This is a genomic window from Micromonospora globbae (assembly GCF_003610785.1).
GTDB lineage: Bacteria > Actinomycetota > Actinomycetes > Mycobacteriales > Micromonosporaceae > Micromonospora > Micromonospora globbae.
Genome location: NZ_RAQQ01000016.1, coordinates 41266 through 68244 on the forward strand (window position 1 = coordinate 41266; position 26979 = coordinate 68244).

20 protein-coding genes and 2 tRNA genes are annotated in these 26979 nt (G+C 73.0%); 10 read left to right on the forward strand and 12 right to left on the reverse strand.

Annotated elements, in window-relative coordinates:
* Nucleotides 1-4 precede the first annotated feature (4 nt).
* Nucleotides 5-2122, forward strand: coding sequence for a lectin (locus D7I43_RS21240; RefSeq protein ID WP_120330303.1), 2118 nt, complete (start codon nt 5-7; stop codon nt 2120-2122).
* A 330-nt stretch (nt 2123-2452) separates the two neighbouring features.
* On the forward strand, nt 2453-3460 hold the full coding sequence (locus D7I43_RS21245) for a sugar phosphate isomerase/epimerase family protein (protein WP_120330304.1): 1008 nt from the start codon (nt 2453-2455) through the stop codon (nt 3458-3460).
* A gap of 114 nt (nt 3461-3574) precedes the next feature.
* On the opposite strand, the gene D7I43_RS21250 is transcribed toward D7I43_RS21245, so the two are convergent.
* The 4 genes from D7I43_RS21250 to D7I43_RS21270 all read right to left on the reverse strand — a co-directional run bounded on the left by D7I43_RS21250 (nt 3575) and on the right by D7I43_RS21270 (nt 10302).
* The gene (locus tag D7I43_RS21250; RefSeq protein ID WP_120330407.1) at nt 3575-4759 is read right to left on the reverse strand and encodes an ROK family transcriptional regulator; all 1185 of its coding nucleotides are present in this window, start codon (nt 4757-4759) and stop codon (nt 3575-3577) included.
* Between the two features lie 104 nt (nt 4760-4863).
* Entirely contained in the window at nt 4864-5934 is a 1071-nt protein-coding gene (locus tag D7I43_RS21255; RefSeq protein ID WP_192902223.1) for a sugar phosphate isomerase/epimerase family protein, read from the reverse strand.
* An 86-nt stretch (nt 5935-6020) separates the two neighbouring features.
* Nucleotides 6021-9398 carry a ThuA domain-containing protein gene (locus tag D7I43_RS21260; RefSeq protein ID WP_120330305.1) on the reverse strand — a complete coding sequence of 1126 codons (3378 nt, stop codon included), beginning with the start codon at nt 9396-9398 and terminating at the stop codon, nt 6021-6023.
* A gap of 511 nt (nt 9399-9909) precedes the next feature.
* A complete protein-coding gene (locus D7I43_RS21270; protein ID WP_120330307.1) occupies nt 9910-10302 on the reverse strand; it encodes a hypothetical protein in 393 nt (130 codons plus the stop codon).
* A 285-nt stretch (nt 10303-10587) separates the two neighbouring features.
* Between D7I43_RS21270 and D7I43_RS21275 the strand changes: the two genes are divergently transcribed.
* From D7I43_RS21275 to D7I43_RS21290, 4 genes are all read left to right on the forward strand, one after another.
* Nucleotides 10588-10660 (forward strand) — tRNA-Asn (locus D7I43_RS21275).
* 783 nt (nt 10661-11443) lie between these two features.
* Nucleotides 11444-13564 (forward strand): MMPL family transporter, encoded by a 2121-nt coding sequence (locus D7I43_RS21280; protein WP_120330308.1) that lies wholly within the window; start codon nt 11444-11446, stop codon nt 13562-13564.
* Nucleotides 13554-14816, forward strand: a complete 1263-nt coding sequence (locus D7I43_RS21285) for an NAD(P)/FAD-dependent oxidoreductase (RefSeq protein ID WP_120330309.1) — start codon at nt 13554-13556, stop codon at nt 14814-14816. Before D7I43_RS21280 ends, D7I43_RS21285 begins: the two co-directional genes overlap by 11 nt.
* A 309-nt stretch (nt 14817-15125) precedes the next feature.
* Nucleotides 15126-15202: transfer RNA gene (locus D7I43_RS21290), tRNA-Ile, on the forward strand.
* A 198-nt stretch (nt 15203-15400) separates the two neighbouring features.
* Here the strand turns inward: D7I43_RS21290 and D7I43_RS21295 are convergent.
* Together D7I43_RS21295 and sigJ are read right to left on the reverse strand one after the other, a co-directional pair.
* Entirely contained in the window at nt 15401-16336 is a 936-nt protein-coding gene (locus D7I43_RS21295; protein ID WP_120330310.1) for an NAD-dependent epimerase/dehydratase family protein, read from the reverse strand.
* An 86-nt stretch (nt 16337-16422) separates the two neighbouring features.
* Nucleotides 16423-17364, reverse strand: a complete 942-nt coding sequence (gene sigJ, locus D7I43_RS21300) for an RNA polymerase sigma factor SigJ (protein WP_120330311.1) — start codon at nt 17362-17364, stop codon at nt 16423-16425.
* A gap of 136 nt (nt 17365-17500) precedes the next feature.
* On the opposite strand from sigJ, the gene D7I43_RS21305 reads away from it, so the two are divergent.
* The 3 genes from D7I43_RS21305 to D7I43_RS21315 all read left to right on the forward strand — a co-directional run bounded on the left by D7I43_RS21305 (nt 17501) and on the right by D7I43_RS21315 (nt 19704).
* Nucleotides 17501-18031, forward strand: coding sequence for a VOC family protein (locus D7I43_RS21305; RefSeq protein WP_120330312.1), 531 nt, complete (start codon nt 17501-17503; stop codon nt 18029-18031).
* Nucleotides 18024-18830, forward strand: coding sequence for a MerR family transcriptional regulator (locus tag D7I43_RS21310; protein ID WP_120330313.1), 807 nt, complete (start codon nt 18024-18026; stop codon nt 18828-18830). The genes D7I43_RS21305 and D7I43_RS21310 overlap by 8 nt, the downstream gene beginning before the upstream one ends.
* A 202-nt stretch (nt 18831-19032) precedes the next feature.
* The gene (locus D7I43_RS21315; protein ID WP_120330314.1) at nt 19033-19704 is read left to right on the forward strand and encodes an aldehyde dehydrogenase family protein; all 672 of its coding nucleotides are present in this window, start codon (nt 19033-19035) and stop codon (nt 19702-19704) included.
* Between the two features lie 64 nt (nt 19705-19768).
* Here the strand turns inward: D7I43_RS21315 and D7I43_RS21320 are convergent, their stop codons facing one another.
* The 6 genes from D7I43_RS21320 to D7I43_RS21345 all read right to left on the reverse strand — a co-directional run bounded on the left by D7I43_RS21320 (nt 19769) and on the right by D7I43_RS21345 (nt 26032).
* Nucleotides 19769-20266 (reverse strand): anthrone oxygenase family protein, encoded by a 498-nt coding sequence (locus D7I43_RS21320; RefSeq protein ID WP_120330409.1) that lies wholly within the window; start codon nt 20264-20266, stop codon nt 19769-19771.
* Nucleotides 20259-21278, reverse strand: coding sequence for a DNA-binding protein (locus D7I43_RS21325; protein WP_120330315.1), 1020 nt, complete (start codon nt 21276-21278; stop codon nt 20259-20261). The genes D7I43_RS21320 and D7I43_RS21325 overlap by 8 nt, the downstream gene beginning before the upstream one ends.
* A 27-nt stretch (nt 21279-21305) precedes the next feature.
* Complete coding sequence (locus D7I43_RS21330) at nt 21306-23492, reverse strand: MMPL family transporter (RefSeq protein WP_120330316.1); 2187 nt, start codon at nt 23490-23492, stop codon at nt 21306-21308.
* Between the two features lie 366 nt (nt 23493-23858).
* Nucleotides 23859-24398 (reverse strand): dihydrofolate reductase family protein, encoded by a 540-nt coding sequence (locus D7I43_RS21335; RefSeq protein WP_120330317.1) that lies wholly within the window; start codon nt 24396-24398, stop codon nt 23859-23861.
* A complete protein-coding gene (locus D7I43_RS21340) occupies nt 24395-25465 on the reverse strand; it encodes a sigma-70 family RNA polymerase sigma factor (protein ID WP_435870854.1) in 1071 nt (356 codons plus the stop codon). Before D7I43_RS21340 ends, D7I43_RS21335 begins: the two co-directional genes overlap by 4 nt.
* Nucleotides 25466-25525: 60 nt before the next feature.
* Nucleotides 25526-26032: an SRPBCC family protein gene (locus D7I43_RS21345; RefSeq protein ID WP_158610130.1), complete on the reverse strand. Its 507-nt coding sequence runs from the start codon at nt 26030-26032 to the stop codon at nt 25526-25528.
* 120 nt (nt 26033-26152) lie between these two features.
* Here D7I43_RS21345 and D7I43_RS21350 point away from each other — a divergent pair, with 120 nt between their 5' ends.
* Nucleotides 26153-26947, forward strand: coding sequence for a class I SAM-dependent methyltransferase (locus D7I43_RS21350; RefSeq protein WP_120330319.1), 795 nt, complete (start codon nt 26153-26155; stop codon nt 26945-26947).
* Nucleotides 26948-26979 lie beyond the last annotated feature (32 nt).

Genomic DNA, 26979 nt, shown 5'->3' on the forward strand with positions numbered 1-26979 from the left:
TGAGATGCGCAGACTCCTGCGATCCGTCCTCGGCGGGGCCACCGCCGCCCTCGCCGTCATCGCCTGCACGACCCCGGCCAACCCGGCGAACGCCGCCGACACCCCGTACGACGTGCTCGTCTTCTCCAAGACCGCCGGCTTCCGGCACGACTCGATAGCGGTCGGCACGCAGGCCATCCGCGACCTCGGAGCCGCGAACAACTTCACGGTGACCGCCACCGAGGACGCCGCGGCCTTCACCACCGGCAACCTCGCCCAGTACGAGGCCGTCGTCTTCCTCAACACCACCGGCGACGTGCTCAACGCCAGCCAGCAGAGCGCCTTCGAGTCGTACATCGGCGGCGGAGGCGGCTTCGTGGGGGTGCACGCGGCCGCCGACACCGAGTACGGCTGGTCGTTCTACGGCAACCTCGTCGGCGCGTACTTCGCCTCCCACCCGGCCATCCAGCAGGCGAACGTCAAGGTCGAGAACCGGGCCCACGCGGCGACGGCCCACCTGCCGCAGACGTGGACCCGCACCGACGAGTGGTACAACTACCAGACCAACGCCCGCTCGACCGCCCGGGTGCTCGCCACCCTCGACGAGTCGTCGTACTCCGGCGGCTCGATGGGCGGGGACCACCCGCACTCCTGGTGCAAGACGTACAACGGCGGCCGGGCCTTCTACACCGGCGGCGGCCACACCCAGGCGTCGTACGCCGAGCCGGCGTTCCGCGCGCACCTGCTCGGCGGCATCCGGTACGCGGCCGGCCGGGCCAAGGCCGACTGCCGCCCCGAGACCGGCTACACGACCCTCTACAACGGTTCCACCACCGGCTGGTCGCAGGCCGGGCCGGGCAGCTTCACGAACGCCGACGCCACCCTCACCTCCGTGGGCGGGATGGGTCTGTTCTGGTACAGCGCGAAGCAGTTCACCAACTACTCCCTCAAGCTGGACTGGCGGCTCGCGGGCGACGACAACTCGGGCGTGTTCATCGGCTTCCCGCCGTCGAGCGACCCCTGGTCGGCCGTGAACAACGGCTACGAGGTGCAGATCGACCCCACCGACGCCCCCGACCGGACCACCGGGGCCGTCTACACCTTCAAGTCGGCCGACCTGGCGGCCCGGGACGCGGCGCTCAACCCGGCGGGGGAGTGGAACACCTACGAACTGCTCGTCGAGGGTGAGCGGCTCCAGGTGTTCCTCAACGGAGTGAAGATCAACGACTTCACCAACACCGACCCGGCCCGCTCGCTCGCCGGGCACATCGGCCTGCAGAACCACGGCACCGGCGACGACGTCTCGTTCCGCAACGTCCGGATCAAGGAACTCGGGGGTACGCCGGGCGGCGGGAACACCACCGTCCAGGCCGAGGCGTTCAGCTCGGCGAGCGGGGTCACCCCGTTCGCCAAGGCCGGCGCGAACGGCGGCCAGACGCTCGGCTACATCGACCCGGGCGACTGGGCGGCGTACAACGGGGTCGACCTCACGGGCGTGACGTCGTTCCGGGCGCGGGTCGTCTCCGGTGGGCCGGGCGGCACCATCCAGGTGCGCACCGGCTCGACCAGCGGCCCGGTGCTCGGCTCGGTGGCCGTGCCCAACACGGGCAGCTGGACGACGTTCGCCGACGTCACGACCGCGCTGTCGAGCGTGCCGTCGGGTACGCAGAACCTCTATCTGACCTTCACCGGGTCCGGCGGTGGGCTCTTCGACGTCGACGACTTCACCCTCGTGCGGGGTGACGGCGGCGGGGGTACGCCCGGCACCGGGCCGATCCGGGGTCTCGCGGGCAAGTGTCTGGACGTGCGGGGCGGCGGTACGGCCGACGGTACGCAGATCCAGATCTACACCTGCAACGGGACCGCTGCGCAGACGTGGTCGGTGACGCCGAACTCGACGGTGCGGGCGTTGGGTAAGTGTCTCGACGTGTCCGGTGGTGGGTCGGCGGACGGTACGAAGATCCAGTTGTGGACGTGCAACGGTACGGGTGCGCAGAACTGGTCGGCGCAGGCCGACGGGACGTTGCGTAACCCGCAGTCGGGCAAGTGCCTGGACGTGTCGGGCAACAACTCGGCCGACAGCACGCCCGTGCACCTGTGGACGTGCACCGGCGCGGCAAACCAGAAGTGGACCCTGCCCTAGGCCCCTCCCCGCGACCCTCCCCGCGACCCTCCCCGCGATCTTGCACTTGGTGCCCCGGCATAGCTGGCAAAAGCCGCGAAACAGGGGCCGAAAGTGCAAGATCGCGGGGGTGGGGGCGGGGCTCGGGGGGTTTCCTGGCGCTCGTACGGCACCTAGAGTGGGGGCGGCGACCGTGCAGGGCGCCGGTGGCCCGTCGGGAGGCGCAACCCGGCGGGTTCGGGGTGCCACCCCGCCGGCGATCCGTCACGGCCCGCCGCACCGGTTCGACCGGTCACCCTCGCCCCGGTCCGCCCGCACGGAATCCCCATCACCACAGGGGAGAGAAGGACAATGGCGCGACCCATCACGCTCTTCACCGGCCAGTGGGCCGACCTTCCGTTCGACGAGGTGTGCCGGCTCGCCTCGGAGTGGGGCTACGACGGGCTCGAGATCGCCTGCTGGGGCGACCACTTCGAGGTCGACAAGGCGCTGGCCGACGACTCGTACGTCGAGCGCAAGCTGGAAACGCTCGCCAAGCACAACCTGAAGGTCTACGCGATCTCCAACCACCTCGTCGGCCAGGCGGTCTGCGACCACCCCATCGACGAGCGGCACCAGGACATCCTCCCGTCCCGCATCTGGGGCGACGGCGAGCCGGAGGGCGTACGCCAGCGAGCCGCCGAGGAGATCAAGAACACCGCCCGCGCGGCGGCGAAGCTCGGGGTGCGCACCGTCGTGGGCTTCACCGGCTCGTCGATCTGGCACACCGTGGCGATGTTCCCGCCGGTGCCGCCGTCGATGATCGAGCGCGGCTACCAGGACTTCGCCGACCGGTGGAACCCGATCCTCGACGTCTTCGACGAGGTCGGTGTGCGCTTCGCCCACGAGGTGCACCCCAGTGAGATCGCGTACGACTACTGGACGACGAAGCGGACGCTGGAGGCGATCGGCCACCGGCCCGCGTTCGGGCTGAACTGGGACCCGTCGCACTTCGTGTGGCAGGAGCTGGACCCGGTCAACTTCATCTTCGACTTCGCCGACCGGATCTACCACGTCGACTGCAAGGACGCGAAGGTACGCACCGGCGACGGGCGGCGCGGCCGGCTCTCCTCGCACCTGCCGTGGGCGGACCTGCGCCGCGGCTGGGACTTCGTCTCCACCGGCCACGGTGACGTGCCGTGGGAGGACTGCTTCCGCGCCCTGAACGCGATCGGCTACGACGGGCCGATCTCGATCGAGTGGGAGGACGCCGGCATGGACCGGCTGGTCGGCGCCCCGGAGGCGCTCCAGTTCGTCCGCCGGCTCGCCTTCGACGCCCCGGCGGCCGCGTTCGACGCGGCATTCAGCAGCAAGGGCTGAGCCGACGCTGGCCCGGGGGCCCGCCCGCGCGGCGGTGTCCCCGGGTCACCCGGCGGTCCGCACCGGCGGCGCTGGGGGCCGGTCGATGGTCCGACCGCCTGACGGCGTCCCGGGTCACGCGGCGGCGAACACGTGCTCGCTGGCGAGGCGCGCCGCGCCGACCAGACCGGCACGCTCGCCCAGGTCGGAGAGCACGACCGGCATGGTGCCGGTGGCCAGCGGTGCCGACCGGCGGTAGACCACGGCCCGGATCTCGGCGAGCAGGATGTGCCCGAGGCCGTCGGCCGCCCCGCCGATGACCACGATGCCCGGGTTGAAGAAGCTGACCAGGCCGACCAGTACCCGGCCGATCCGGCGGGCCGCGTCCCGGACCAGCGTCTGCGCCTCCGGGTCGCCGGCCGTGGCGGCCGCCGCCACGTCCCGTACCGTCAGCGAGCCCGCCGCCGCGAGCCGGTCGGCCAGCGCGGCGGACCGTCCCGACCGGGCCGCGTCCAGCGCCGACCGGACGAGCGCGGCGTCGCCGCAGTACGCCTCGAAGCAGCCCGTCTCGCCGCAGGCGCAGACCGGGCCGTCCTCGCCCAGCGGCAGGTGCGCGATGTCCCCCGCGCTGCTGGTCGCGCCCCGGTACAGCGCGCCGCCGAGCACGAGGCCGCTGCCGACCGCCGTGCCGAGCTTCAGGTAGAGGAAGTCGTCGAACGTCCGGCCGATGCCGGCGTGCTGCTCGCCGAGGGCCAGCAGGTTCGCGTCGTTGTCGACCAGCACGGGGCAGCGCAGCTCGGCGGTGAGCGCGTCCCGCACCGGGTACCGCTGCCAGCCGGGCAGCGCCGCGGGCGCCGCCGACGTGCCGGACTCGGTGTCCACGGGGCCGGGCAGGGCGACGCCGACGCCGGTCAGCTCGGCCGCCCCCACCTCGGCCCGTAGCTTCTCGACCAGGTCGACGACCCGGCCGATCACCGGCTCCGGCCCGTCGCCCACGTCGGACGGCTCGGTGGCCTCGGCCAGGACGTTCAGCTCGCCGTCCGTCACCGCCACGCGGATCCGGTCGGGTGCCACGACGACGCCCGCGAAGCGCATCCCGCCGGAGAGGCGCAGCAGCGAGGACCGGCGCCCGCCCCGGGAGGCCGCCGGCCCGGCGACCTCGACGAGGCCGTGCGCGACGAGCCGGTCCAGTTCGCTCGTCAACGTCGACCGGGACAGGCCCAGCGCGTCGCCCAGTTCGACGCGCGATCGCGGGCCGTCGTCGCGCAGCAACCGGACCAACCGCGCCTGGTGTGCGTTCTCCAGCCGGACGAGGGCCATCACCACCACCTCCGGACCCGAGTCTCGCAGGTCGGTGTTTCGGCCCTGTAGCGGCCAGGGGCCGCACCCGGCAGGTGCGGCCCCTGGCGTACGTGCCGGGTCGGTCAGCCCCGCAGACCCGACATGTGCTGGAAACTGACCTCGGCGTAACGCAGGGAGCGGCCCGGGTCGGCGGCGCCGCCCGGCGCGTTGTCCTGCTCCCACATCGGGTTGTGGTAGCCCTTCGCGCCCATGTTGGCGAAGAAGTGCCCGTAGTCGATGTCGCCCTGGCCGAGCGGCACCATGTCGTACCCGGCGCTGTTGGCCGGGTTGAACGCGCCGTCCTTGGCGTGGAACAGCGGGAACCGGATCGGCTGGGCGGCGACCACGGCCAGCGGGTCGAAGATGCTGGTCTGCGTCACCCCGTCCGGGTCGGTGTAGGTGCGGAAGCGGTGCTGCGCCACGTGCGCCCAGTAGATGTCCATCTCGAACCACACCCACTCCGGGTTGGTGCGGGCGATGAAGTACTCCAGCTTGCGGACGCCGGAGGACCGGGTCGGCCGGCCCTGCGCGTCCAGCGGGCCGCTGTCGAGCAGGAAGTTGTACGCGGCGTCGTGGTTGTGCGTGTACAGCTTCAGCCCGCGGGCGGCGGCCATCTCGCCGAAGGTGTTCCACCGGTCGACGGCGGCGTCCCAGTCGGCCTTGTAGTTGCTGCCGGTCGGGTCGCTCCCGGTGCCGATGTGGCTCATGCCGAGGATCTCGGCGGTGTCGAGCGTCTGCTCGAACTGGGCGATGGTGGTCGGGTTGACGGTGCTCGGGATCGAGGCGTGCGAGCCGTTGGCCCGCAGCCCGTTGTCGTCGAGGATCTTGCGGATCTCCTGCGGGGTGATCTGCCGGCCGAGGATCGAGGTGTGCTGGGTGTAGCCGGCGAACTCGACCTCCTTGTAGCCGATCTCGGCGAGGCGGGCGAGCACCCGCTCGAAGCCGTACGGCACTCCGGTGCCGTCCGGGGCGGCGCCGATCCGGTCCCGGACGCTGTAGAGGATGATGCCGCGCTTGCCGGCCGGGACGAGCAGGCCGTTGCCCGCGAACGCGGGGGAGCCCAGGGCGGCGCCGCCGACGGCGGCCGCGCCGGCGAGGCCGGCCAGGGCGCCGAGCATGCTGCGCCGGCTCAGGCCGTGCTGACTGTCGTTCATCTGCTGCTGCCTTTCTCGGGTGGTGCCGGGGGGACGGGGCGGGCGGTGGTCGCGGGTCCGCGCCGGCGGACCCGCGACCACGGACGTCACGGTGTGACGCCGATGCCCGGACCGGTGAACTCGACCCAGTTGAGGTTTCCGAAACCGCTGGTCGGGCCGCCGGGGACGGTGGTGAACACGAGGTACAGCCGGTGCGTGCCGCCCGGGTCGGTGATCGGCGCGGTGGTGCTGGCGTACGCGTTGTTGCCGCTGGTCGCGTTGACGACGGCGGTGGTCAGCAGCGGTCCGGTGGGGGAGTCCAGCCGGAACTGGACGCCGAACCGGGGCTGCCCGGCGGTGGCCGCGCTGCCGCCCGAGGTGCGCAGGGTGACCGACTGGATCTGGTGGAGGTTCACCGTGTTGTTGATGGCGATCCAGTCGCCCGGGTCGAGGCTGCCGCGCTGCTGGCCGCCACCGGTGTCGGCGGTGGTGCCGACCGTGGTGCCGGACTGGTCGGCCGCGAACTCGACCTCCTGCCGCTTGTCCTGGATGATCTGCTGGTCGACGGTGGTGAGGGCCGGTTGGCCGTTGGCGCCCCCGTCGGTGTAGGACGCGCTGACGACGCCGTAGATGTAGCCGCCGTGCGAGGCGTCGTCGGCGAGGGTGGGCAGGACGCCCGAGCAGCCGAACTGGTTGGCCTGCCCGTGCCCGTGGCTGTCGTGGCCGAGGACGAAGGTCACCTCGACCTTGGCGCAGTCGACCGGGCCGTCCTCCGGGTCGGTGACGGTCACCGACCACGGGATGCTGTCACCCCAGCGGAAGAAGCCGCCCTCCAGCGGGGTGTCGACGGTGACCGTCGGCGCGGTGTTGCCGACCGTGATGGTGGTGTTGGCCGACGCGGTCTTGCCGCTGGAGTCGGTCACCGTGAGCCGCGCCGTGTAGACGCCGTTGGCGGTGTAGGTGTACGTCGGGTTGGGGTCGACGGAGTCGGTGGTGCCGTTGCCGTCGAAGTCCCAGGCGAACGAGATGGAGTCGGCCGGGTCGGGGTCGCGCGACCCCTCGCTGCTGAACGCCACGGTGAGCGGCGCCGTGCCGTTGGTGCGGTCGGCCGACAGGGCGGCGATCGGCGCCCGCAGACCCTTGACGTAGCTGAACTTCAGCATCGCCGCGTCCGGGTTGACGTTGAAGAAGCCGTCCCCGTACGTCAGCAGGTAGAAGTTGCCGTCGGGGCCCCACTTCATGTCCATCGGGTTGTCGCAGAGGAACGGCCGCGACGGGGTGGTCGGCGCCTGCCCGCAGTTCAACACATTGTTGATCTTCAGGATGTCGCCCTGGCCGTCGAGGCGGATCTCCTTGAGCGTGTCCCGGGTGAACTCGCCGAAGAAGATCGACCCGTCGAAGTACGCGGGGAACTTCGTCTCCGACCTCAGCTCCGGGTCGTAGTCGTAGCGCGCCGCGCCGTGCGGTCCCACGCCGCCGGTGCCCAGCTCGGGGAAGAGCACGGGGCAGGTCTGCGTGGGGGTGGACAGGTAGGACTCCGGACACGGGGTCGGGGCCTGGAACGAGTACCACAGCTCCGACTTCTCCACCGGCGGCAGGTCCGTCAGGCCCGTGTTGTGCCGGGAGGTGTTGCGCGGCGCCGCGCAGTCGAACGGCGCGATCGGCGAGATCGGGTTGGTCCAGTTCATCTCGATGTACGGCAGGTTGGGCTGCACGCACATCGGCCAGCCGTAGTTGGAAGGCTTGTCGACCACCATCATCCGGCCGGTGCCCGCCGGTCCCCGGCCCACCGCCGCCGTCGACGAGTCCGGCGAGTAGTCCGTGACGTACGCGACGTCGTTCTTGTCGAGGGTGATCCGGAACGGGTTCCGGAAGCCCATCGCGTAGATCTCCGGCCGCGTCTTGTCACCCGGATCCTGCGCCTCGGGGAACAGGTTCCCGTCCGGCACCGTGTAGCTCCCGTCCGGCTGGACGGTGATCCGCAGGATCTTCCCGCGCAGGTCGTTGGTGTTGGCCGAGCTGCGCCGGGCGTCCACGAACGGCGCCTGGTAGACGCCGGTGGCGCTCACCGAGTCGTTGTGCGGGGAGAACCCGCCGGAGCCGCCGCCGCCGGCCGGCGTGTCGTCCCCGGTGACCAGCCAGAGGTTGTTGTGCGAGTCGAACGCGATGTCGCCGGCCACGTGGCAGCAGGCGCCACGGTCGACCGGGACCTGGAGGATCTTCTGCTCGCTCGCCAGGTCGAGGGTCGGGTTCTCGCCGTCGACGAACTTGAACCGGGACAGCTGGAAGTAGCCCTTCCATCGGTCCCAGGCCGCCGGGTCCGTGCTCGTGGTCGGGGCGCTGCCGGTCGGCGTGTCCAGCGGCGGGGCGTAGTACAGGTAGACCCACCTGTTCGTGGCGAAGTCCCGGTCGATCGCCGGGCCGTACATCCCGTCCTCGCTGTGGGTGTAGACCGGGATCTGCGCCAGCACGGTGGTCTCGTTGGTGTCCGGGTCGTGCAGGCGTACGCCGCCGCGGCGGTCGGTCTGGATCACCCGCCCGTCGGGCAGCACGTCGAAGCCGATCGGCTCGTTCACGTTGGGCTGCGCGCCGATCACCGTCATCTGGTAGTTGGCGAGCACGGTGGCGCCGCAGTCCCCGTCGGTGACGCCCGCCGCCCACTGGATCGCCCCGCCCAGGTGGGCGCGCAGGTCGGCGCTCCCGTAGCTCTCCGGGGTGGCACCCAGTCCGGTGTAGAACGACCGCCCGCCCTGGTAGTCCTTGCACCAGGTGATCGGGTGGTCGAAGCCCATGGCGCCGCCGGCGTACGTCTTCTCGTCCACCGTGGCCAGGACGTGCGAGACGCCCCGCACGTTCGCCGCGAAGTTGTACCACCGGTCGGTGGTGGTCCACCGCTCCGGCAGCGACGCGGACGCCGGGTGCACCCGGTCGGCGACGGTCACGGTGGCCGCGCTGGCCTCCGTGGGGGCGCCCGCCGCGCGGGTGCCGAGCACGTTGTCGAGGAAGGCCCAGCCGGGTTCCGCCTCGATGGCGGAGTGCACGCCGACGAAGCCGCCGCCGTCGCGGTAGTAGCGCTCGAAGGCGGCCTGCTGGGCGTCGTTCAGCACGTCGCCGGAGGTGTTCAGGAACACCACGGCGCGGAACTGCTTGAGGTGCGGCTCGTCGAACTTGCGGGCGTCGTCGGTCACCTCGACGGTGAACCGCCGGTCCTTGCCGAGTTGCCGGATCGCCTCGACGCCCGCCGTGGTGGCGGCGTGGCCGCCGTCGGCCGAGCGGGTGAAGACGAGGACCTTGTACTGGATGCCGTTGTCGTCCGGCACCGGCGCGGGGGCCGCCGGTACGGGGGCCGCCTGTAGGGGGGCTGCCTGTGCGGCGGCTGCCTGTGCCGACGCGGCCTGCTGCGGGCCGGTCGCCACGAGGGTCGCGCCGACGAGGGTGAGCAGGCTGAGGTGGGTCGCGGCTCTTCGGCCGATGGATCTGCGCATCGAACCTCGCTCTGGTCGGGCGGGTCCGCCCCAGCGGTCGGCACCGCTGAGGGGGTCCGGGGGAGTTCCGAGAGCCTGGCCAGGATCTACGCAGGACGATATTTGCGAGCGGCACTAAAGAGAAGAGGTAACCAGCAAAAGTTTCTGACCGTACGGCCGAGCTTTTGCTCCAAACCGGAGAAAGTCTCCCAGTGTTGTGGCGATAGATCGGCTTGCCCAGAGCGAAAGTGGTGCGGCGGGCCTGGCAAGCTGCCGTGGGGAGTGCGGTGGGCCGCGGCCCTGTCGTGTGTGGGGTGCGGGGCTTGGCGTGTGGGGTGCGGGGCTTGGCGTGTGGGGTGCGGGGCGTTGGCGGGCTTGTGGTGTGGGGTGCGGGGCTTGTCGCCGGGAGTGCGGGGGCTTGTGGTGTGACTGCGGGGGCTTGGTGGACCTGTCGTGAGGAACAGCGTCGGAGGGCCCGGAAACGCTACGGACCCGGCCGCCGAGATGGCGACCGGGCCCGTACGTGCGGCGACTAGCTGCCCGAGCCGGACGGCTTGGAACGCGGGGTGGCGGCGGTCGACGAGGTCGACCCGGAGGTCGAGCCACCGGCCGACGGGCTGCCACCGGTCTTCGCGCCGACGGTGGCCGGCGTGCCGGCGAACGCGTCGTCGGCGGCGGTCAGCGGCTGCTTGCTGCCGTTGCCGCTCAGCTTCTCGCCCAGCTTGGTCTGGCCGAGCTTGTCCTTGCCCTCGCTGTAGAGCCGGGTCGCCTGGGCCTGCGCGACGCCCGCCGCCTCCTGCACGGTGGGGTGGTCGAGCACCTTGCGGCCCCGCATGACCAGCTCCTCGTACTTCTCCCGGCCGGCACGGGCGCCCAGGACGAATCCCGCAGCCAGCCCGCCAAGAAACATGATCTTTCCGCGCATGGCGGCTCCTTCCGTACCTGACGCGCCGTCGCCCCGTCGGGGAGTACCCCGGCGGGTACGACCAAACTCGCGCCTGCGTCCTGTCGTCCGCAGCTAACTACCCATCCTGCTCCGCGCTCATGCCTCCTTGTGCCGTGATGGCGATTTGTCCGAAATGTTGAGTCTGTTGTCCGTGCTGCCGGTCCCGCCGCGCGCTCGGTAACCCCCTGGACCAACACCCCCGGGTGTCCTGTACTCTTGTCCCGTCGCACGGCGTCGGAGTGATCCGTCGACGTGTGGCTGCAGTCCCCTGTAGCTCAATTGGCAGAGCAGCCGGCTGTTAACCGGCAGGTTATTGGTTCGAGTCCAATCGGGGGAGCAACTCCACTTCACGCCCGCTGTGCCCGAGGCCAGCGGGCGTCCGCCGTTCTCGGCTCGCGCTCCACCCTCCCCCGCGCTCCGACCTCCCCGCACTCTCCGCGCCCCGCCCCTCCCCGCCCGCCCTGCTCCCCGCGATCTTGCACTTTCTGCCCTGGCAAAGGGGGCGATACGGGTCATTTCAGGGGCGCAAACTGCAAGATCGCGGGGCGGGGCGGGCGGGGCGAGAGCAGGGGTGCGAGACCGTGCGCTTTCGGTGCTCTCCGTGCCTCCGTGCCTCGTGCTTCCCGCGCCTCCGTGCTCGCCACGCCTCGCGCTGCCCGCGCCTCCGTGCTCGCCGTGCCTCGTGCTTCCGGCCCCTTAGCTCCGCGTACCCGGGATCCCGCGCCCGGGGGCTCCCGCGCCTGGGTCCCGCGTCCCGCGTCCGCGCTCCCCGCACCCCGTGCTACACGCGCAAACCCGTCCCCGCGGCGCCCACCCCTCTCCGCGATCTTGCACTTTCTGCCCGGATAGAAGGGGCAATAAGGGTCATTTCGAGGGCACAAACTGCAAGATCGACGGGAGCGGGGAGCGGGGAGCGGGCGCGGGCGCGGGCGTGGGGCTAGGACAGGGACAGGGCTCGGACAGGGACCGGGGCAGGGCGGGGTTGGGTTCGGGGTCTCCGTGGGGCGTTGGAGCGGGGAGCGGGGAAAGGGGTTTTTGCCCGGAAAGTTGTGGTCTGCGGCAGGATGGGGGCGTCGATTCGGGTTCAGCTTCGTCGATCGTGAATCACGGATGGGGGCGGATGTCCGCAGCGGTGGGCCGCGGCCGGGCCACGCTGATCGCGGCGGTCGTGGTGCTGGCCTGGCTGGCCGTCGGCGCGGTCGCCGGCCCGTACTCGGGGCGCCTCGGTGACGTGGCGACGAACGACAACGCCGCGTTCCTCCCCGCCGACGCCGAGGCCACCCGGGCGCAGGAGCTGTCCCGCGGTTTCGTCGCGCGGCAGACCACTCCCGCCCTCGTGGTCTACGAACGCCGCTCCGGGCTCACCGAGGCCGACCGGCAGAAGGCAGCCGCCGACGCCGCCCGTCTCGCCGAGGTGCCGGGGGTGGTCGGGCCGCTGCCACCGCCCATCCCCAGCGCGGACGGGCAGGCGCTCCAGCTGGTGGTGCCGATCGACGACGCCGAGGGGGAACGGATCGGCGACGTCGTGGAGCGGCTGCGCGCGATCACCGGCGGCGGGAGCGGCGGGCTGACCGTCGACGTGGCCGGGCCGGCGGGCCTGCTCGCCGACCTCATCGAGGTCTTCTCCGCCATCGACGGGACGCTGCTGCTGGTGACCCTCTGCGTGGTGCTGGTCATCCTGCTCGTCGTCTATCGCAGCCCGGTGCTCTGGGTCTTCCCGCTGCTGTCGGCCGGGATGTCGTACGCCCTCGCGTCGCTGCTCGTCTACCTGCTCGCCGACGCCGACCTGGTCACCCTTAACGGGCAGGCGCAGGGCATCCTCACGGTGCTGGTGTTCGGCGCCGGCACCGACTACGCGCTCCTGCTCGTCGCCCGCTACCGCGAGGAGCTGCACCGGCACGGCCGCCCGTGGGAGGCGATGCGGGCCGCGTGGCGCGGCGCCGCCCCCGCCATCGTCGCCTCCGGCGGCACCGTCATCCTCAGCCTGCTCTGCCTGCTGCTGTCCAGCCTGAACTCCAACCGGGCGCTCGGCCCGGTCGCCGCCGTCGGCATCGCGGCGACCCTGCTCGTGATGCTCACGTTCCTGCCCGCGCTGCTCGTGCTCGGGGGACGCTGGGCGTTCTGGCCACGCCGGCCCCGGTACGACCGGGCCGAACCGCAGGTCGAGCACGGTCTCTGGGCCCGGGTGGCGGGCTTCGTGGCCCGCCGTGCCCGGCTGCTCTGGGTGGTGACCGCCGTCGCGCTGGGCGTCCTCGCGCTCGGCCTCACCCAGCTCGGCACCACCACGCTGGGCCAGTCCGACCTGTTCACCACGCGTACGGAGTCGGTGGCGGGCCAGGAGGCGATCGCCCGGCACTACCCGGGCGGCACCGGCAGCCCGGCCACCGTCATCGCCAACGCTCAAGCGGCACGGCAGGTCACCGAGGCGGCCGGGGCCACGCCGGGCGTGGCGGCCGTACGCCCTCTCACGCGGGACCGGGCGGCGGGCGCCGGACCGGCCGGCCCGCCGCTGGTGGTGGACGGCAGGGTCCAGTTGGAGGTGACGCTCGCGGACCCGCCGGACAGCGACGCCGCCGAGCGGACCGTCCGGGAGCTGCGCGCCGCGGTGCACCGGGTACCCGACGCGGACGCCGTGGTCGGGGGCTTCACGGCGATCAACGTGGACACCGCCACGGCCGCCGAACGGGACCAGAACGTCATCATCCCGGTGGTGCTGGCGGTCATCGCCGTCATCCTGGCCCTGCTGCTGCGCGCGCTGGTCGCGCCCGTCCTGCTGATCGCGACCGTGCTGCTCTCCTTCGCGGCCACGCTCGGGCTCTGCGGCCTGCTGTTCCGGCACGTCTTCGACTTCCCGGGGGTGGACGCGGCGTTCCCGCTCTTCGCGTTCGTGTTCCTCGTCGCCCTCGGCATCGACTACAACATCTTCCTGATGAGCCGCGTCCGCGAGGAGGCGGTGCGGCGCGGCACCCGGGCCGGGGTGCTGGCCGGCCTCGCCGTGACCGGTGGGGTGATCACCTCGGCCGGCATCGTGCTGGCCGCGACGTTCTCGGCGCTCGCCGTACTCCCGCTCGTCGTGCTCGTGGAACTCGGCACGGCGGTCGCGGTGGGCGTCCTCATCGACACCATCGTCGTCCGCTCGCTGCTGGTGCCGGCGCTCGCGTACGACATCGGGCCGGTCGTCTGGTGGCCGGGCCGGCTGGCCCGGACGAACCATGTGGAGGTGGCGCGGAATGCTGGCTGACACGGACGTGGTCATCGTGGGCGGCGGCCTCGCCGGGCTCGCCGCCGCCCGCCGGCTGCACCGCGCCGGCGTGCCCTGGCGGCTCCTGGAGGCCGGCGGACGGCTCGGTGGCCGGATCGCCACCGACGCCGTCGACGGCTACCTGCTCGACCGCGGCTTCCAGGTGCTCAACACCGCCTACCCGCGGCTCGGCACCCTGCTCGACCTGGGCCGCCTGCGCCTCGGGCACTTCACCTCCGGCGTGCTGGTGCGCAAGGGGGACCGGTTGATCCGGCTGGTCAACCCGCTCCGGGAGCCGGCCGGCGCGCCCGGCACCGCGCTCGCCGACGTGGGCACGCTGCGCGACCGGCTCCGGCTGGCCGGGCTCGCCGCCGGCTGCGCCACCCTGCCCGCCGCCCGGCTGCTGGCCGCTCCGGAGACCACCACCGAGGTCGCGCTGCGCCGAGCCGGCCTCTCCGACGCGATCGTCGAGGAACTGCTCCGCCCGTTCCTCTCCGGCGTCCTCATCGACCGGGAGCTGGAAACCTCCAGCCATGTGTTCGCCATGGTGCTGCGCTCGTTCGCCCGCGGCCGGATCGGCCTGCCCGCCGACGGGATGGCGGCGCTGCCCCGGGCCATCGCCGAACCGCTGCCGACCGACCTCGTCGCCCTGGACACCCCGGTCGCCGAGGTCGCGCCCCGCCGGGTCCGCACCCAGGCCGGTGACATCCGGTGCCGCGCCGTCGTGGTCGCCGTCGACCCGCCGACGGCGGCCGCGCTCCTGCCGGCCCTTCCGGGCGTACGCATGCACAGCTACACGACCTACTACCACGCCACCGGGCGGCCTCCCCTGGACGAGCCGACCCTGCTGCTCGACGGTGACCGCCGCGAGCTGATCGCCAACACGGTGGTGGTGAGCAACGCGGCGCCCACGTACGCCCCGGCCGGGCGGCACCTGGTGGCCACCTCGGTGGTCGGTCCGACGCCGCCGCCCGAGCCGACCGTACGGGCCGAACTCACCCGGCTCTACGGCCGCTCCACGGCCGACTGGACGCACCTGACCACGGTCACCGTTCCCCACGCGCTGCCCGCCGCGCCCCCGCCACAGCGGCGGCTGCGCAAGCCGGTGGCGCTCGGCGACGGGATCTTCGTGGCCGGCGACCACCGCGACAGCCCGTCCATCCAGGGCGCGCTGGCCAGCGGGTGGCGGGCCGCCGGCGCGGTGCTCGCCGAGCTGCGGGCACAGGGACCGGACGGCTCGCCGGCCCGGTGAACGCGAGCGATGGCTCGCCGGCGCGGTGAGGCGACGGCTCGTGGCCAGGGCCTCGGGGGCTTGACCGGCCGGTCGCCACGACCCCGGGGCGTGAGCCGGGGCCTCGCGGCTGAACCGGCCGTCGCCAGGGCTCCGGGGCCTGAGCCGGCCGGTCGCCGCCAGCCGGTGCGGTGGCCCCGCCGCGCCGGCTGCGCGCTGTTATCCTCGCGTTGCCCATCGTGCTGCTGAGCCGGACGCCGATGAGCGACAGCGCCCGATTCGCCCCTGGTCCGTGATCGTTCGGCGGGTATAGGATCCGGCGCGGTGCTGGGGGCGGTAGCTCAGCCGGTTAGAGCAGGGGACTCATAATCCCTCGGTCGCGGGTTCGAGTCCCGCCCGCCCCACCACGAAAAACGGCTGGTCAGGCGTGCCGACGGCGACGCGGGAGCGCGTCAGGACCGACGCCCTCGGTCGGCACCGGGCACGGCAGCACGAGCTGCGGCAGGTCGAACGGTCGGAGGGCGGCCCTCCTCACCGGACCGCCCTCCCGACCGGCTCCCGAACTCCCCGAACACCTGCTGACGTGCAAGACGACGCTCAGCGAATCACGACGCCACCTGGAGGCCGCGGCGCCAGGTGGGGTGCTTCGGGTGCCAGCCCAGTTCGCGCTTGGCCTTGGCGTTGGACGCGCCGCGCAGTTCGGTCATGAGGACGACGCCGGCCTCTCCGGCGGCCAGCCGTCCGACGAACCGCGGCACGCGCAGCGGCTTCTTGGCGCCGAGCATCGCGGCCAGTTCCGGCAGCCACTCGGCGACCGGGGCGGGGTCGTCGTCGACGATGTTGTAGACACCGCGGCCGCCCTTCTCCACGGCCGCGACCGTGGCCTCGGCGGCGTCGGCGACGTGGACGAAGGACCACACCCCGCCGCCGTCGCCGACGATCGGGAACTTGCGCCTGCGGATCATCTCGAGCTGCTGTGAGCCCGGCGCCATGGAGGTGCCGGGACCGTAGAACGCCCCGTAGCGCAGGACGATCCCTTCGACCCAGGTGGCGCCCAGCACGGCCTTCTCCAGGTGCTCGACCGCGGCGATCATCGAGGCCATCTCGGCGACCGGCGAGCGGTCCAGCGGGTCCTGTTCGGTCTTGACCGGCCCGCCGGTCCGCGTGTAGGTGAACGCGCCGTTGCTCTGGGCGACGAACCGTCGTACTCCGGTGGCGCGTGCGGCCGCGAGCAGGTTGTCGGTGCCCTCGGTGCGCAGCCGGTCGGTGGCCGCGAAGCTGCGCGCGAAGTGCCGGGTGTCGATGTGCCCGATGGCGGTCAGCTGGTTGACGATCACCTCGGGGGCCGCCTGGCGCACGGCCGCCTCGACCTGGGCGCGGTCCAGCGCGTCGGCGACGACCGGTACGGCGCCCAGCTGCGATGCCCTGGCCTTGCTGGATTCGCTGCGGACCATGGCGAACACCTCGTGTCCCGCATCGACCAGCCGCGGCACCAGTTCCGTGCCCATCGCCCCGGTCGCTCCTGCCACCAGCACTCTCATCGTCGGCTCCCTTGCTGTCCGGTTCGGATCTGCCACTTGAACCGGATGGCCCGCCGATCCCTGACAGGAGGCGAGGGTGACGCGCGTCATAGCACGAGCAGGGGCTCCCCGTGGTGGGTCGCCGCCCACTGTGCGGTCGCGCGTTCGAGCTTGTCGGGGTTCGCCTGCGTACGGCAGGCAGTGATGCCCTCGGCGGTGACCTCCAGGCACATGATGGCGACGACCCGCCCTTCCACGACGGCCACGACGGCGGGTTCGCCGTTGGCGGCCCAGGCGTAGAGCTCGGGCGAGCCGCCGACGATGGCGCGCTTGGCCTGGGCGGGCGTGAACAGTGCGCGCACGAACGTCGCGACCGCGACGGCGCCCTCGAACGCCCTGGTGCGTGCCGGCACCTTCCCACCGCCGTCGCCGACGGAGATGGCGTCCTTGGTGAGCAGGCGCACGAGTTCGTCGGTCCGGCCACTGGTGGCGGCCGCGAGGAACTCCTCGACGATCCGCCGGGCGGCGGACTGGTCGATCTCGGTGCGGGCCTTGCCGTACGCGACGTGCTTCTTGGCGCGGTGGAAGATCTGCTGGCTGGCGGCCTCGGTGATGTCGAGGATCTCGGCGATCTCCCGGTGCGGGTAGTCGAAGGCCTCCCGCAGCACGTACACGGCCCGCTCGTTGGGGGACAGACGCTCCATGAGGGTGAGGACCGCGTACGACACGGATTCGCGCTGCTCGGCGGTGTCGGCCGGGCCGAGCATCGGGTCCCCCGCGAGCAGCGGCTCGGGGAGCCAGCGGCCGACGTAGGTCTCGCGGCGGGCCCGCGCGGAGGTGAGCTGGTTGAGGCACAGGTTGGTGAGTACCTTCGTGAGCCAGGCCTCGGGGACCTCGACGTGGTCGACGTCGGCGGCCTGCCAGCGCAGGAACGTCTCCTGCACCACGTCCTCCGCCTCGTCCGCGGACCCGAGGAGGCGGTAGGCGATGGCCTCCAGACGGCGCCTCGACAGCTCGAATCGGGCGACGTCGTCCGCGGTCAGAGGCATGACCTGATCCTATTTCCCGCAACGCCTCCCGCCCCAGGCGGAGACCCCCACGCCGGCGGTACCCGGCCCCGACGTCGGTCGCGGCACCGCACGCCGGCTTGACCCTCACGCCGCGTGAGGCAGGAGGGTGGGGCACATGAGCGACTACTACAACGCTTTCGAGATCAGCCCCGTGCCCACTCCCGGCCCGGACGCTGTCGCGCCGGAGCCGTTCCGGGGCATCTACGGAATGCCCGCGTTCGTGCGGATCCCCACCGCCGACCTGGCGGCGTCGGTGGAGTTCTGGACTCGCGGGCTCGGGTTCATCGAGCTGTTCGGCACCGACCAGGTGGTGCATCTGCGCCGGTGGGCGTTCCAGGACGTGCTCCTCGTCCCGGCGGCGAGCGTTCCGGAGCAGACGCCGGCGTTGAGCGTCAGTTTCTCCTGCGTGCTCAATCAGGTCGACGGCATCGTCGAGGCCTGTCGTGCGCTGCGCCCGAACTCGGTCGACGGCCCACGGGACACTCCCTGGAACACCCGGGACGTGGAAGTGATCACTCCGGAGAACGCGCGGATCGTCTTCACCGCGGCGAAGCCGTGGGATCCGGCCAGCCGGGAGGCGCGCGACCTCGCCGCCGTCGGGATCACCCACCCGGACGCCCGCGGCGACAATGGGGAGCATGCCTAATGCCGCTGACGCCGATGGCCTGACCGTCGGTCAGGTCTCGACGCGTCTGGGCGTGACGGTCCGCGCGCTGCACCACTGGGACGACATCGGTCTGGCACGGCCGTCGCTGCGTACGGCGGCCGGATACCGGCTCTACACCGCCGGCGACCTGGAACGCCTGCACCGCATCGTCGTCTACCGGGAGATCGGCCTCGGCCTGGAGAGGATCCGGGCCGTCCTGGACGACCCGACCGCAGACGTGCTCGGCGCCCTGCGCGCGCAGCGCACCCAGGTTGCCCAACGGATCGACCGCCTCCGGCAGCTCAGCGTCGGGCTGGACCGGATGATCGACGCCCACGAGCGCGGCCTGCTGCTGACCGCCGAGCAGCAGGCCGCGATCTTCGGCCCCGAGTGGAACGCGGACCAGCACGCGCAGGCCCGTCAGCGCTACGGAGACACGGCGCAGTGGCAGCAGTACGCCGAACGCTCCGCCTCGCGCAGTACCGAGGAATGGCAGGCCGTCGCCGACGCCGTTGCCGACCTCGACCGTGCCCTCGGGTACGCGGTCGACGCCGGTGTGACCCCTGGCAGCCCGGAAGCGGATCACCTCGTCGAGCGGCACCGCGAGCTGTTCAGTTCGTCGTACTTCCCCCTCACGAGGCAGATGCAGGTCTGTCTCGGCCGCATGTTCGAGGCCGATCCGGCCTTCGCCGCCCACTACGACGGCATCCGCGCCGGCCTTGCCACGTGGTTCCGTCGCAGCATCGACGCCAGCGCCCGCGCCCACGGCATCGACCCCGACACGGCCACCTGGCAGTAGAGCACCGGCCGGGCGCCGCCGACGAGGCGCGGCGCCGGGACGATCGCCGCCCACCCGCCCACCCGCCCCCGCCCCGCCCCGGCCCCGCCCCGGCCCCGCCCGCCCCGGCCCCGCCCGCCCCGTCGATCTTGCAGTTTGTGCCCTTGAAATGACCCATCTATCCCCTTTCGCCGGGGCAGGAAGTGCAAGATCGCGGGGAGGGTTGGGCGCGGGGAGGGGTGGGCGCGGACAGCGGCTCCGCCGAGGTCGGGCGGACCATGGGGTCGGATTCGTCAACAGCGGGCAGGCGTGCACCGCCGGCACCCGCATCCTCGTCCAGGAGAACCAGCTCGACGACGTCCTCGCGCTCATCGCCAGGAAGGTGGCGACCGACCACCCCGTCGGTGACCCGCGCGACCCGGCGATCCGCATCGGGCCGATGGTGAGCCAGCGGCAGTGGGAACGGGTCCAGTCCTACATCCACCGTGGCCTTGCGGAAGGCGCCCGCATCGTGGTGGGCGGACCCGGTCGTCCCGACGGACTCCCCGACGGCTACTACGTGCGGCCGACGGTGTTCGCCGACGTCACCAACGACATGACGATCGCCCGGGAGGAGATCTTCGGACCGGTCCTGTCGGTCATCACCTACCGCGACGAGGACCACGCCGTCGAGATCGCCAACGACACCACCTACGGCCTGCACGCCTACGTGTTCTCCGGCGACCCGGCGCGGGCACGCCGCGTCGCGTCCCGCCTGGAGGCGGGCCGGGTGTCGGTCAACGGCGGGTACGAGCCGCTGTCCCCGTTCGGAGGGTTCAAGCAGTCGGGCCTCGGGCGGGAGTACGGCAGCTTCGGCCTCGAAGGCTTCCTGGAGCCCCGGTCCGTGATGCGGTGACGGGCGCGGCCGGACCCCGTGGCTGGTGTGCGTCCGCACCTCCAGCACGGGGTCCCGGCCGCGCTCAGCGGACGGCGAGGCCCGTCCGCGGGCTGCCCGCCGGGCCCCGTCGTGCCGCGTTGACGAGGACGACCAGCAGGAGAAAGGCGGCGACGGCGGTAGTCGTACGGATGTCGTGGAAGACCTCCCAGCGCCGCAGGAGTTCGGCGTGATCGGGCGGGAGCGAAGCCGCCGACCACGTCTTGATCTTCCCGTTGATCGGGACGTTCCCGAAGCGGGTGACGAGCAGCGAGGTCAGCGCGAGCAGGCCGGCTCCGGCGGCGTACCACCGGGCCCTGGCCCGCATCGTGACGGCGAGCCAGAACGAGGTGAGCAGGCTCACCGCCATGAGCGCCTGCATGAAGATGCCGTTCATGCGCATGAGAGCCGTGCGGTACTGCAGGTGGACGTCCAGCGGGACCGCGTCGAAGGTCGGCACGACGGAGACGAGGGCATAGGCGAAGGCGCCGGCGAGCAGCCCGGTGGACAGCAGGGCGGAGCCCAGGGCGAGCCGGTCACGCATCCGCCGCTCCGGCGCCGCGCGCCGCGGCGAGGTCCGCCTCGACATGACCGACGGCGGTCATCGCGCCGTACGCGAGCAGGTAGACGGTGCAGTGGTCGGAGTACCGCGGGTCGGTGGCCCGCCAGGCGGCGACCTGCTCGTCGGTGAGGGCTTCGGGAGCGAGGCCGGCGAGGATGGCGACGCGCGCCCCCGTCTGGTCCCGCTCGGTCAGTGTCGCGAGCGGCGCGTCGAGTCGGTCGACGTCCGCCGTACGACGGCCTCGATGCGAAGCGACGACCTCCTGCACGACGTCGCGCGCCGCCTCGCTGAGCAGTCCGGCTCCCTGCCGGGAGACCGCGGCGAGGGTGGCGTACGCCCGGCCCACCGGTGCGTCACCCGCCCACTCCGGCACCCGTCCCCTGGGCAGGCCGGCCAGCAGGGACAGGCTGGCACCGGGGGTCCGAGCGCGCTCCCACCGTCGGAACACCGGGGCTCCCTCGAAGGCGGGCTCGTCGGCGGGGTCCAGGGTGCCGGGAGTGAGCCCCGGAGGGAGCATGGCGAGCACCATGCGGTTGATGAAGTGGCTGAACAGCGCCGTGCCGACGTACTCGGCCACCGGCTCGCCCGGCAGCGGCGCGGGCGCCCCGGCGGTGGCGGTCGACCGGGCCCAGCCCAGCAGCGCGTCGAGCCGGGCGTCGGCGAGCGGTTCGCCCTGTTCGATGGCGTCGGCCAGCTCCGGCCGACCGAGCAGCCGCAGGGCGCCCAGCCAGGCGAGGGTGTCGTAGTCGCAGCGGTTCGCCTGGGACACGCCGAGCGCCACCAGCGTCTTGTCGAGGACGGGAGCGGTGCCGACGAACTGCGCCTCGCGGTTGAGCACCCATCCGGCGGCCAGGATCTCCGGTGCGGGGGAGGTCATCCGGACCGCGGGACCGATGCTGCTCGCCTCGGCGTCGACCTGGTCGTAGACCCGGGCCACCAGGCCGCTGGCCTGCTCGGGAGCGACGGGGGTGACGTGCCGTACGTACGGTGACATGGTGTGTCCTCCAAGGGGTTACGGGAGCTACGGACGACCCGCGAGTTCGGCGCGGGTGTCGGTGGTCGGGGCCGCCGTGGCGGGAGGCCAGGGATCCGGCCGGGCCATCAGCACACGGGCCAGTGCTGCGGGGAACCACCAGCTGGCCCTGCCGAGCAGGGCGACGAGCGCGGGCGTCAGCAGCCCTCGTACGACGGTGGCGTCGATGATGATGCCCGCCGCGAGCGCCGTGGCGAAGATCCTCACATCCGTGATCGGGATGGTGGACAGGGCCGTGAAGGCCAGGAAGAGGATGAGCGCGGCGGAGGTCACCAGTCGGCCGGTGCGGCTGATGCCGGTGACCGTCGCGGCCGCCGTGCTGTCCCGCCCTCCCTGTCGGGTCAGGTCGAGGTGCGCCTCACGGATGCGGTGCAGGATGAACACCTCGTAGTCCATGGACAGGCCGAAGAGGAACGCGAAGACCGCCATCGGGACCCAGATGGTGATCGCGCCGGTGGCGGGTGTGTCGAAGAGCGCGTCGCTGCCGTACCCCTGCTGCCAGATGAGCACCACGGCGCCGTAGGCGGCGGCGGTGGACAGCCCGTTCAGGACCAGGGCCTTCAGCGGGAGCAGCACCGATCGCAGGGTGCGGGCGAGGACGAGGAAGGTGAGCAGCGCGACCACGGCGAGGATGAGCGGCAGGGAGCCGTAGACGGCGTCGACGAAGTCGGTGTCCAGCGGGGCGCCGCCGCCGGCGAGGGTGCCGGGTTGGGAACGTGCGCTCGCGATGACCTCGGCCACCGCGTCGCGTCCCGCGTCGTCGGCCGGATCGTGGACGGTCCAGACGTCGATCACGTGCATGTCCGCCGTCGACCAGTCCGCGGGCGCGGCCACTCCGGCGACGCCGTCGACGCTCCGCAGCCGGTTCGCCGTCGCCGCCGGGTCGGCCGTGGTCAGCACCTCCACCGGCCGGGCGATGCCCGCGCCGAATCCGGCCTCGACGAGCTGGGCGTACACGGCGGCGGGCCGACCGCCGTGGCCGAGGGTGCTGGTGTCCGGCTGACCCAGGCGGATGGTGAACGCCGGCGCGGCGAGGGCGAGCAGCAGTCCACCGCTCACCACGGCGGCGAGGACCGGGCGGCGGGTGGTGAGCCGGGCGATGCGCGTCCACAGCCGGCTGTCGGCGCGGTAGGCACGGCGTGGCCGGTCGAGCCATCCGCCGAGGGTGTGCAGCAGGACGGGCAGCAGGGTCAGGGCGACCGCGACGCTCACCAGCGGAATGAGCAGGCCGGCGTAGCCGACGCTGCGCAGGAACGGCACGGGCAGGACGACGAGTGCCGCCAGGGAGATCGCCACGGTGGCACCGCTCAGGGCGACCGCGTGCCCGGCGCTGGCGGCGGCGGCGACGATGGCGGCCCGGCGCTGCCCGGGGTCGGTCACATCGATCCGACTCCGTTCCTCACGCCAGCGGGTGACGACGAGCAGGGCGTAGTCGATGGCGATGCCCAGACCGATGAGCGCCACCAGGTACTGCACGATGAACGACACCTCGGTCACGCCGGTGAGCAGCCGGACCAGCAGGAACGTGGTGGGGATGGCGACCGCCGCGATGAGCAGCGGCACGACGGCCAGGCCGCTGGCGAACACCACCGCGAGGACGACCAGGGCGCCGACCGCGCCGATCAGCGTCTCGACGATCGGGCTGCGCGGTGCGCCACTGTCGCGGCCGGACAGCAGGGGCTGGCCGGTGAGTTCGACAGGCGCTCCGGCGATCCGCGCGCCTGCGATCGCCTGCCGGATCGCCGGCAGCGACTGGGCGTACGGAGCCGGGCCCGGGGCCGCGGGCGGATAGATCAGCGCGACGGTACTGCGCCCGTCGGGCGACAACAGGGACTGCCCTCCGCCGCTGTCGGCGTACGAGACGCTCCGTCCGCCGGCCGGGGTCGCCCGTTCGACCAGCTCGCCCCACTGCTCGCGGTACGGTGCGGCGTCCAGGCGTACGCCCTCGGGCGCCGTGACGGTCAGCAGCAGCGGCGCGTTCTTGCCGCCGGTGCCGGAGAAGTGCTCGTCGATCGCGTCGTTGGCGAGTTGGGCGGGTGCGTCCGGCAGCCGCGACTCGTTGCTCAGGCTGTCGATGGTGCCGCTCACCGTGGCGCCGCCCGCCACGGCGAGAACCACCCAGACGAGGGTCACCAGCAGGCGGTGGGACAGGACCCACCGGGTGAGTCCCCGCATCACGCGTCCTCGTCGCGTGCGCGGGCGTCGTCGGCCGGCGACGCGGTGACGGCGGCCGTCGCCCATCCTCGTTCCGCCACGCCCGGTGCGCGGCCCGGGCCGACGGCCCGGGATACGCCGCGTCCAGTCAGTTCAGGCACGTGAGTCCTCCCACGATCAGGCCGGTGTTCGCCGGTGACTTGATCGTGGTCGCGAAGCTGCCGCCGGGCGTCCCGCGGACGTGGACACTCGTGCCTACTGCCCACGTGGTACGTGCCTACTGTGCCCGCCGCACGGCGCGCCGCCCCCTACCACGTACGCGGTACGCCGCTCGGTGGCACGCCGGGCGTCCGCACCACCTGCCGGCGGTGCAGGCGCCCGCCGGCCTCACCGCCGGACCGACATCCAGAACGCCGGCACCGGCTCCGCCGCGACGGTGACCGGGTCCAGTCGTACGCGGGTGCCGCCGGGGTGGTCGAACAGCCGCACGCCGTCGCCGAGCAGCACGGGCGCGACGAACACGAGGATCTCGTCGAGCAGGCCCGCCGCCAGGCACTGCGCGGCGACGTTCGCCCCGATGACGTTGACGTACCGGTCACCGGCGGCGGCCCTGGCCGCGGTCACCGCACGCTCCAGGTCGTCGACGAAGGTGACCCCGGGCACGGGGTCGGCCGGCGGCCGGTGGGTGAGCACGAACTGGGGTCCCTTCCAGGCGCCGCCGAAGGCGCCCTCCTTGTCGGTGCCGCGGTTCGGGTCGTCGCCGTGGAAGCTGCGGGCGCCGACGAGCAGCGCGCCGATCCGGTCGAGGAGGTCGTCGGCCAGCGGGTTGGGGCCGCCGACGTGCTCGGTGAGCCAGGACATGTCGCCGCCGGGGCCGGCGATGAACCCGTCGAGCGACATGGTGGCGGAGTAGAGAACCTTGGTCATGTGTGTGGAGACGGTGGTTGCCGGAAAAGCTCATCGGTCCACGTGGGCGGCAGCGCGAACGCCGGGAACAGCGCCGGGTCGTGGAAGGCGACGATCTCCACGATCCGGCCCCCCTCGACGCTCACCACCCCGATCCCGAACGGCGTGTACGACGACTCCCCGGGTCGCCGCGCGTAGGTCGCGGCGGCGAGCTGGCCGTTGGCGTACGCCGGCACCATGCGCAACGTCCCCACGTACTCCGGGGAGCCGGCGTCCCAGCTCGTCGACAGCGCCGCGAGCACCGCGGCCCGTCCGGCGAACCACTGCGGGTACGGCGGCATCGACGTACGCACGTCCTCGGCCAGCAGATCGGCGATGGCGGCGAGGTCACCGCGCTCGACCGCGGCCATGTACCGGCGCAGCACCGCCCGCTGCTCCTCGGTGGGTGGCGCGGGCGGCGCCCAGTCGGCCCTGCCCGGCGGCAGGTGCTCCCGCAGCGTGGCGCGGGCCCGTTGCAGGGCGCTGGTGACCGACGCGACGCTGCTGCCCAGCACGTCGGCCGTGTCCCGGGCCGGCCAGCCCAGCACGTCGCGCAGGATCACCGCGGCCCGCTGCCGCGGCGGCAGGTGCTGGATCGCGGCGAGGAACGCCAGCTCCAGGGTCTCCCTGGCGACCACCGCCTCCGCCGGCCCGTCGGCGGGCGGCGCGGAGGGCTCCCGCAGACGGTCCGGGAACGGCTGCAACCACGGCACGTCGACGCCGTCGCGTGGCGGCTGGCGTCCGTCGAACGGCGGCCCGACGTGGTGCGGGAGGGCTCGCCGGGCCCGGCCGTCGAGCGCGTCGAGGCAGGCGTTGGTCGCGATCCGGTACAGCCAGGCGCGCACCGACGAGCGCCCCTGGAACCCGTCGAGGCCCTTCCACGCCCGCAGCAGCGTCTCCTGCACCAGGTCCTCGGCCTCGTCGAACGATCCGAGCATCCGGTAGCAGTGCACCCGCAGCTCACCCCGGTACCGCTCGGCGACCTCGGCGAAGGCGTCCCGGGCCAGGGCGCTCCCGGTGGTGGCCCCGTCGTCGCTCACGCCTCGCACGCTACCCCGCCGCCCGGCCGAACCCGTCGCGTCGACGCCGGCGGGGGAGGCCGGTCAGCGTCAGCGCTCCGGCGGGCGGCGGCCGAACTTGCCGGCGACCGCGTGGTCGGTGTCGGTCACCACGCCCGTCTCCAGGACCTGCTTCAACCGGCGCAGGTTCGCCGCCACCTCGGCGCCCGGTGGCTTGCCGACGAGGCGCAGCAGGGCGTGGCCCACCGCGCCGAGCGGCGTCGCCAGGACCTGGTGCACCTCCGTGCGCCCGGGGCCGGGCGTGAAGTGGACCGTCCAGCGGGCGCGCAGTCCGGGCGGGCCGGTCGTCTCGTAGCGGATCAGCTCGTCGGCGCGCGCCTCCGTGAGCCTGATCGTGGACCGCACCCGGACGCCGAGCGGGCCCACGACGGTCCAGCGGTAGGTCGCCGGCCCGGTCCGCCGGACCTCGGTGACGTCACCGAGGAAGCGGGGCAGGTTCTCCAGGTCGCGGTAGAAGCCGAAGACGTCGGCGACCGGGCGCTCCACGGTCACCCGCGCCTCGACCGCCGAGCCGTCCCGGCGTGGTGGGTGGCGCACGGCGACCTCCACAGGCTCGTCCGGCTCGTCGGTGGCGCTTGCCCGGGCACCCGCCCGTCAAACCTGCTCACGGAGGATCCGCCGATGGTCGGCCGGCCGGTCCGGGCGTAGGGTTCCGGCATGACGCGCGAGGTCTGGGCCGACGGGCAGGCGTACGAGGCGTACGTGGGCCGGTGGAGCCGTCTGGTCGCCGCCGAGTTCGTCCGCTGGCTGGCCCCGCCGTCGGGCCGCCGGTGGCTGGACGTGGGCTGCGGCACGGGCGCGCTGACCGCGGCCCTCCTCGACCGGGCCGAGCCGGCGCGGGTCACCGGCGTCGACGCGTCCCACGGGTTCGTGGCCCACGCGCGGGACCGGGTGGCCGACGCGCGCGCCGCCTTCCACGTCGGCGACGCCCGTGCGCTGCCGCTGCCGGACCGCAGCGTCGACGTCGTGGCCAGCGGGCTCACGCTCAACTTCGTCCCCGACCCGGCGGCCGCCGTCGCCGAGTTCGCCCGCGTCGTCCGGCCCGGCGGGACGGTCGCCGCGTACGTGTGGGACTACGCCGACGGCATGGCGTTGATGCGGCACTTCTGGGACGCCGCGGCGGAACTCGACCCGCTCGCGGCCGAGCTGGACGAGGCCGCCCGCTTCTCGATCTGCGCGCCGACGCCCCTCGGCACCCTCTGGGCGGACGCCGGTCTACGGTCCGTGACGGTGCGCCCCATCGAGGTGCCCACCGACTTCGCGGACTTCGACGACTACTGGCGGCCGTTCCTCGGCGGGCAGGGCGCGGCGCCCGCGTACCTGATGGCGCTGCCGGCGCCGCACCGCGACGCGTTGCGCGACCTGCTGGCCTCCCGGGTGCCGGCCGCCCCGGACGGCGCGATCCGCCTCACCGCCCGAGCGTGGGCCGTACGCGGCACCGTGCCGGCCTGACGCGCGACAACGCGGGCAGTTCTCGCGTACCG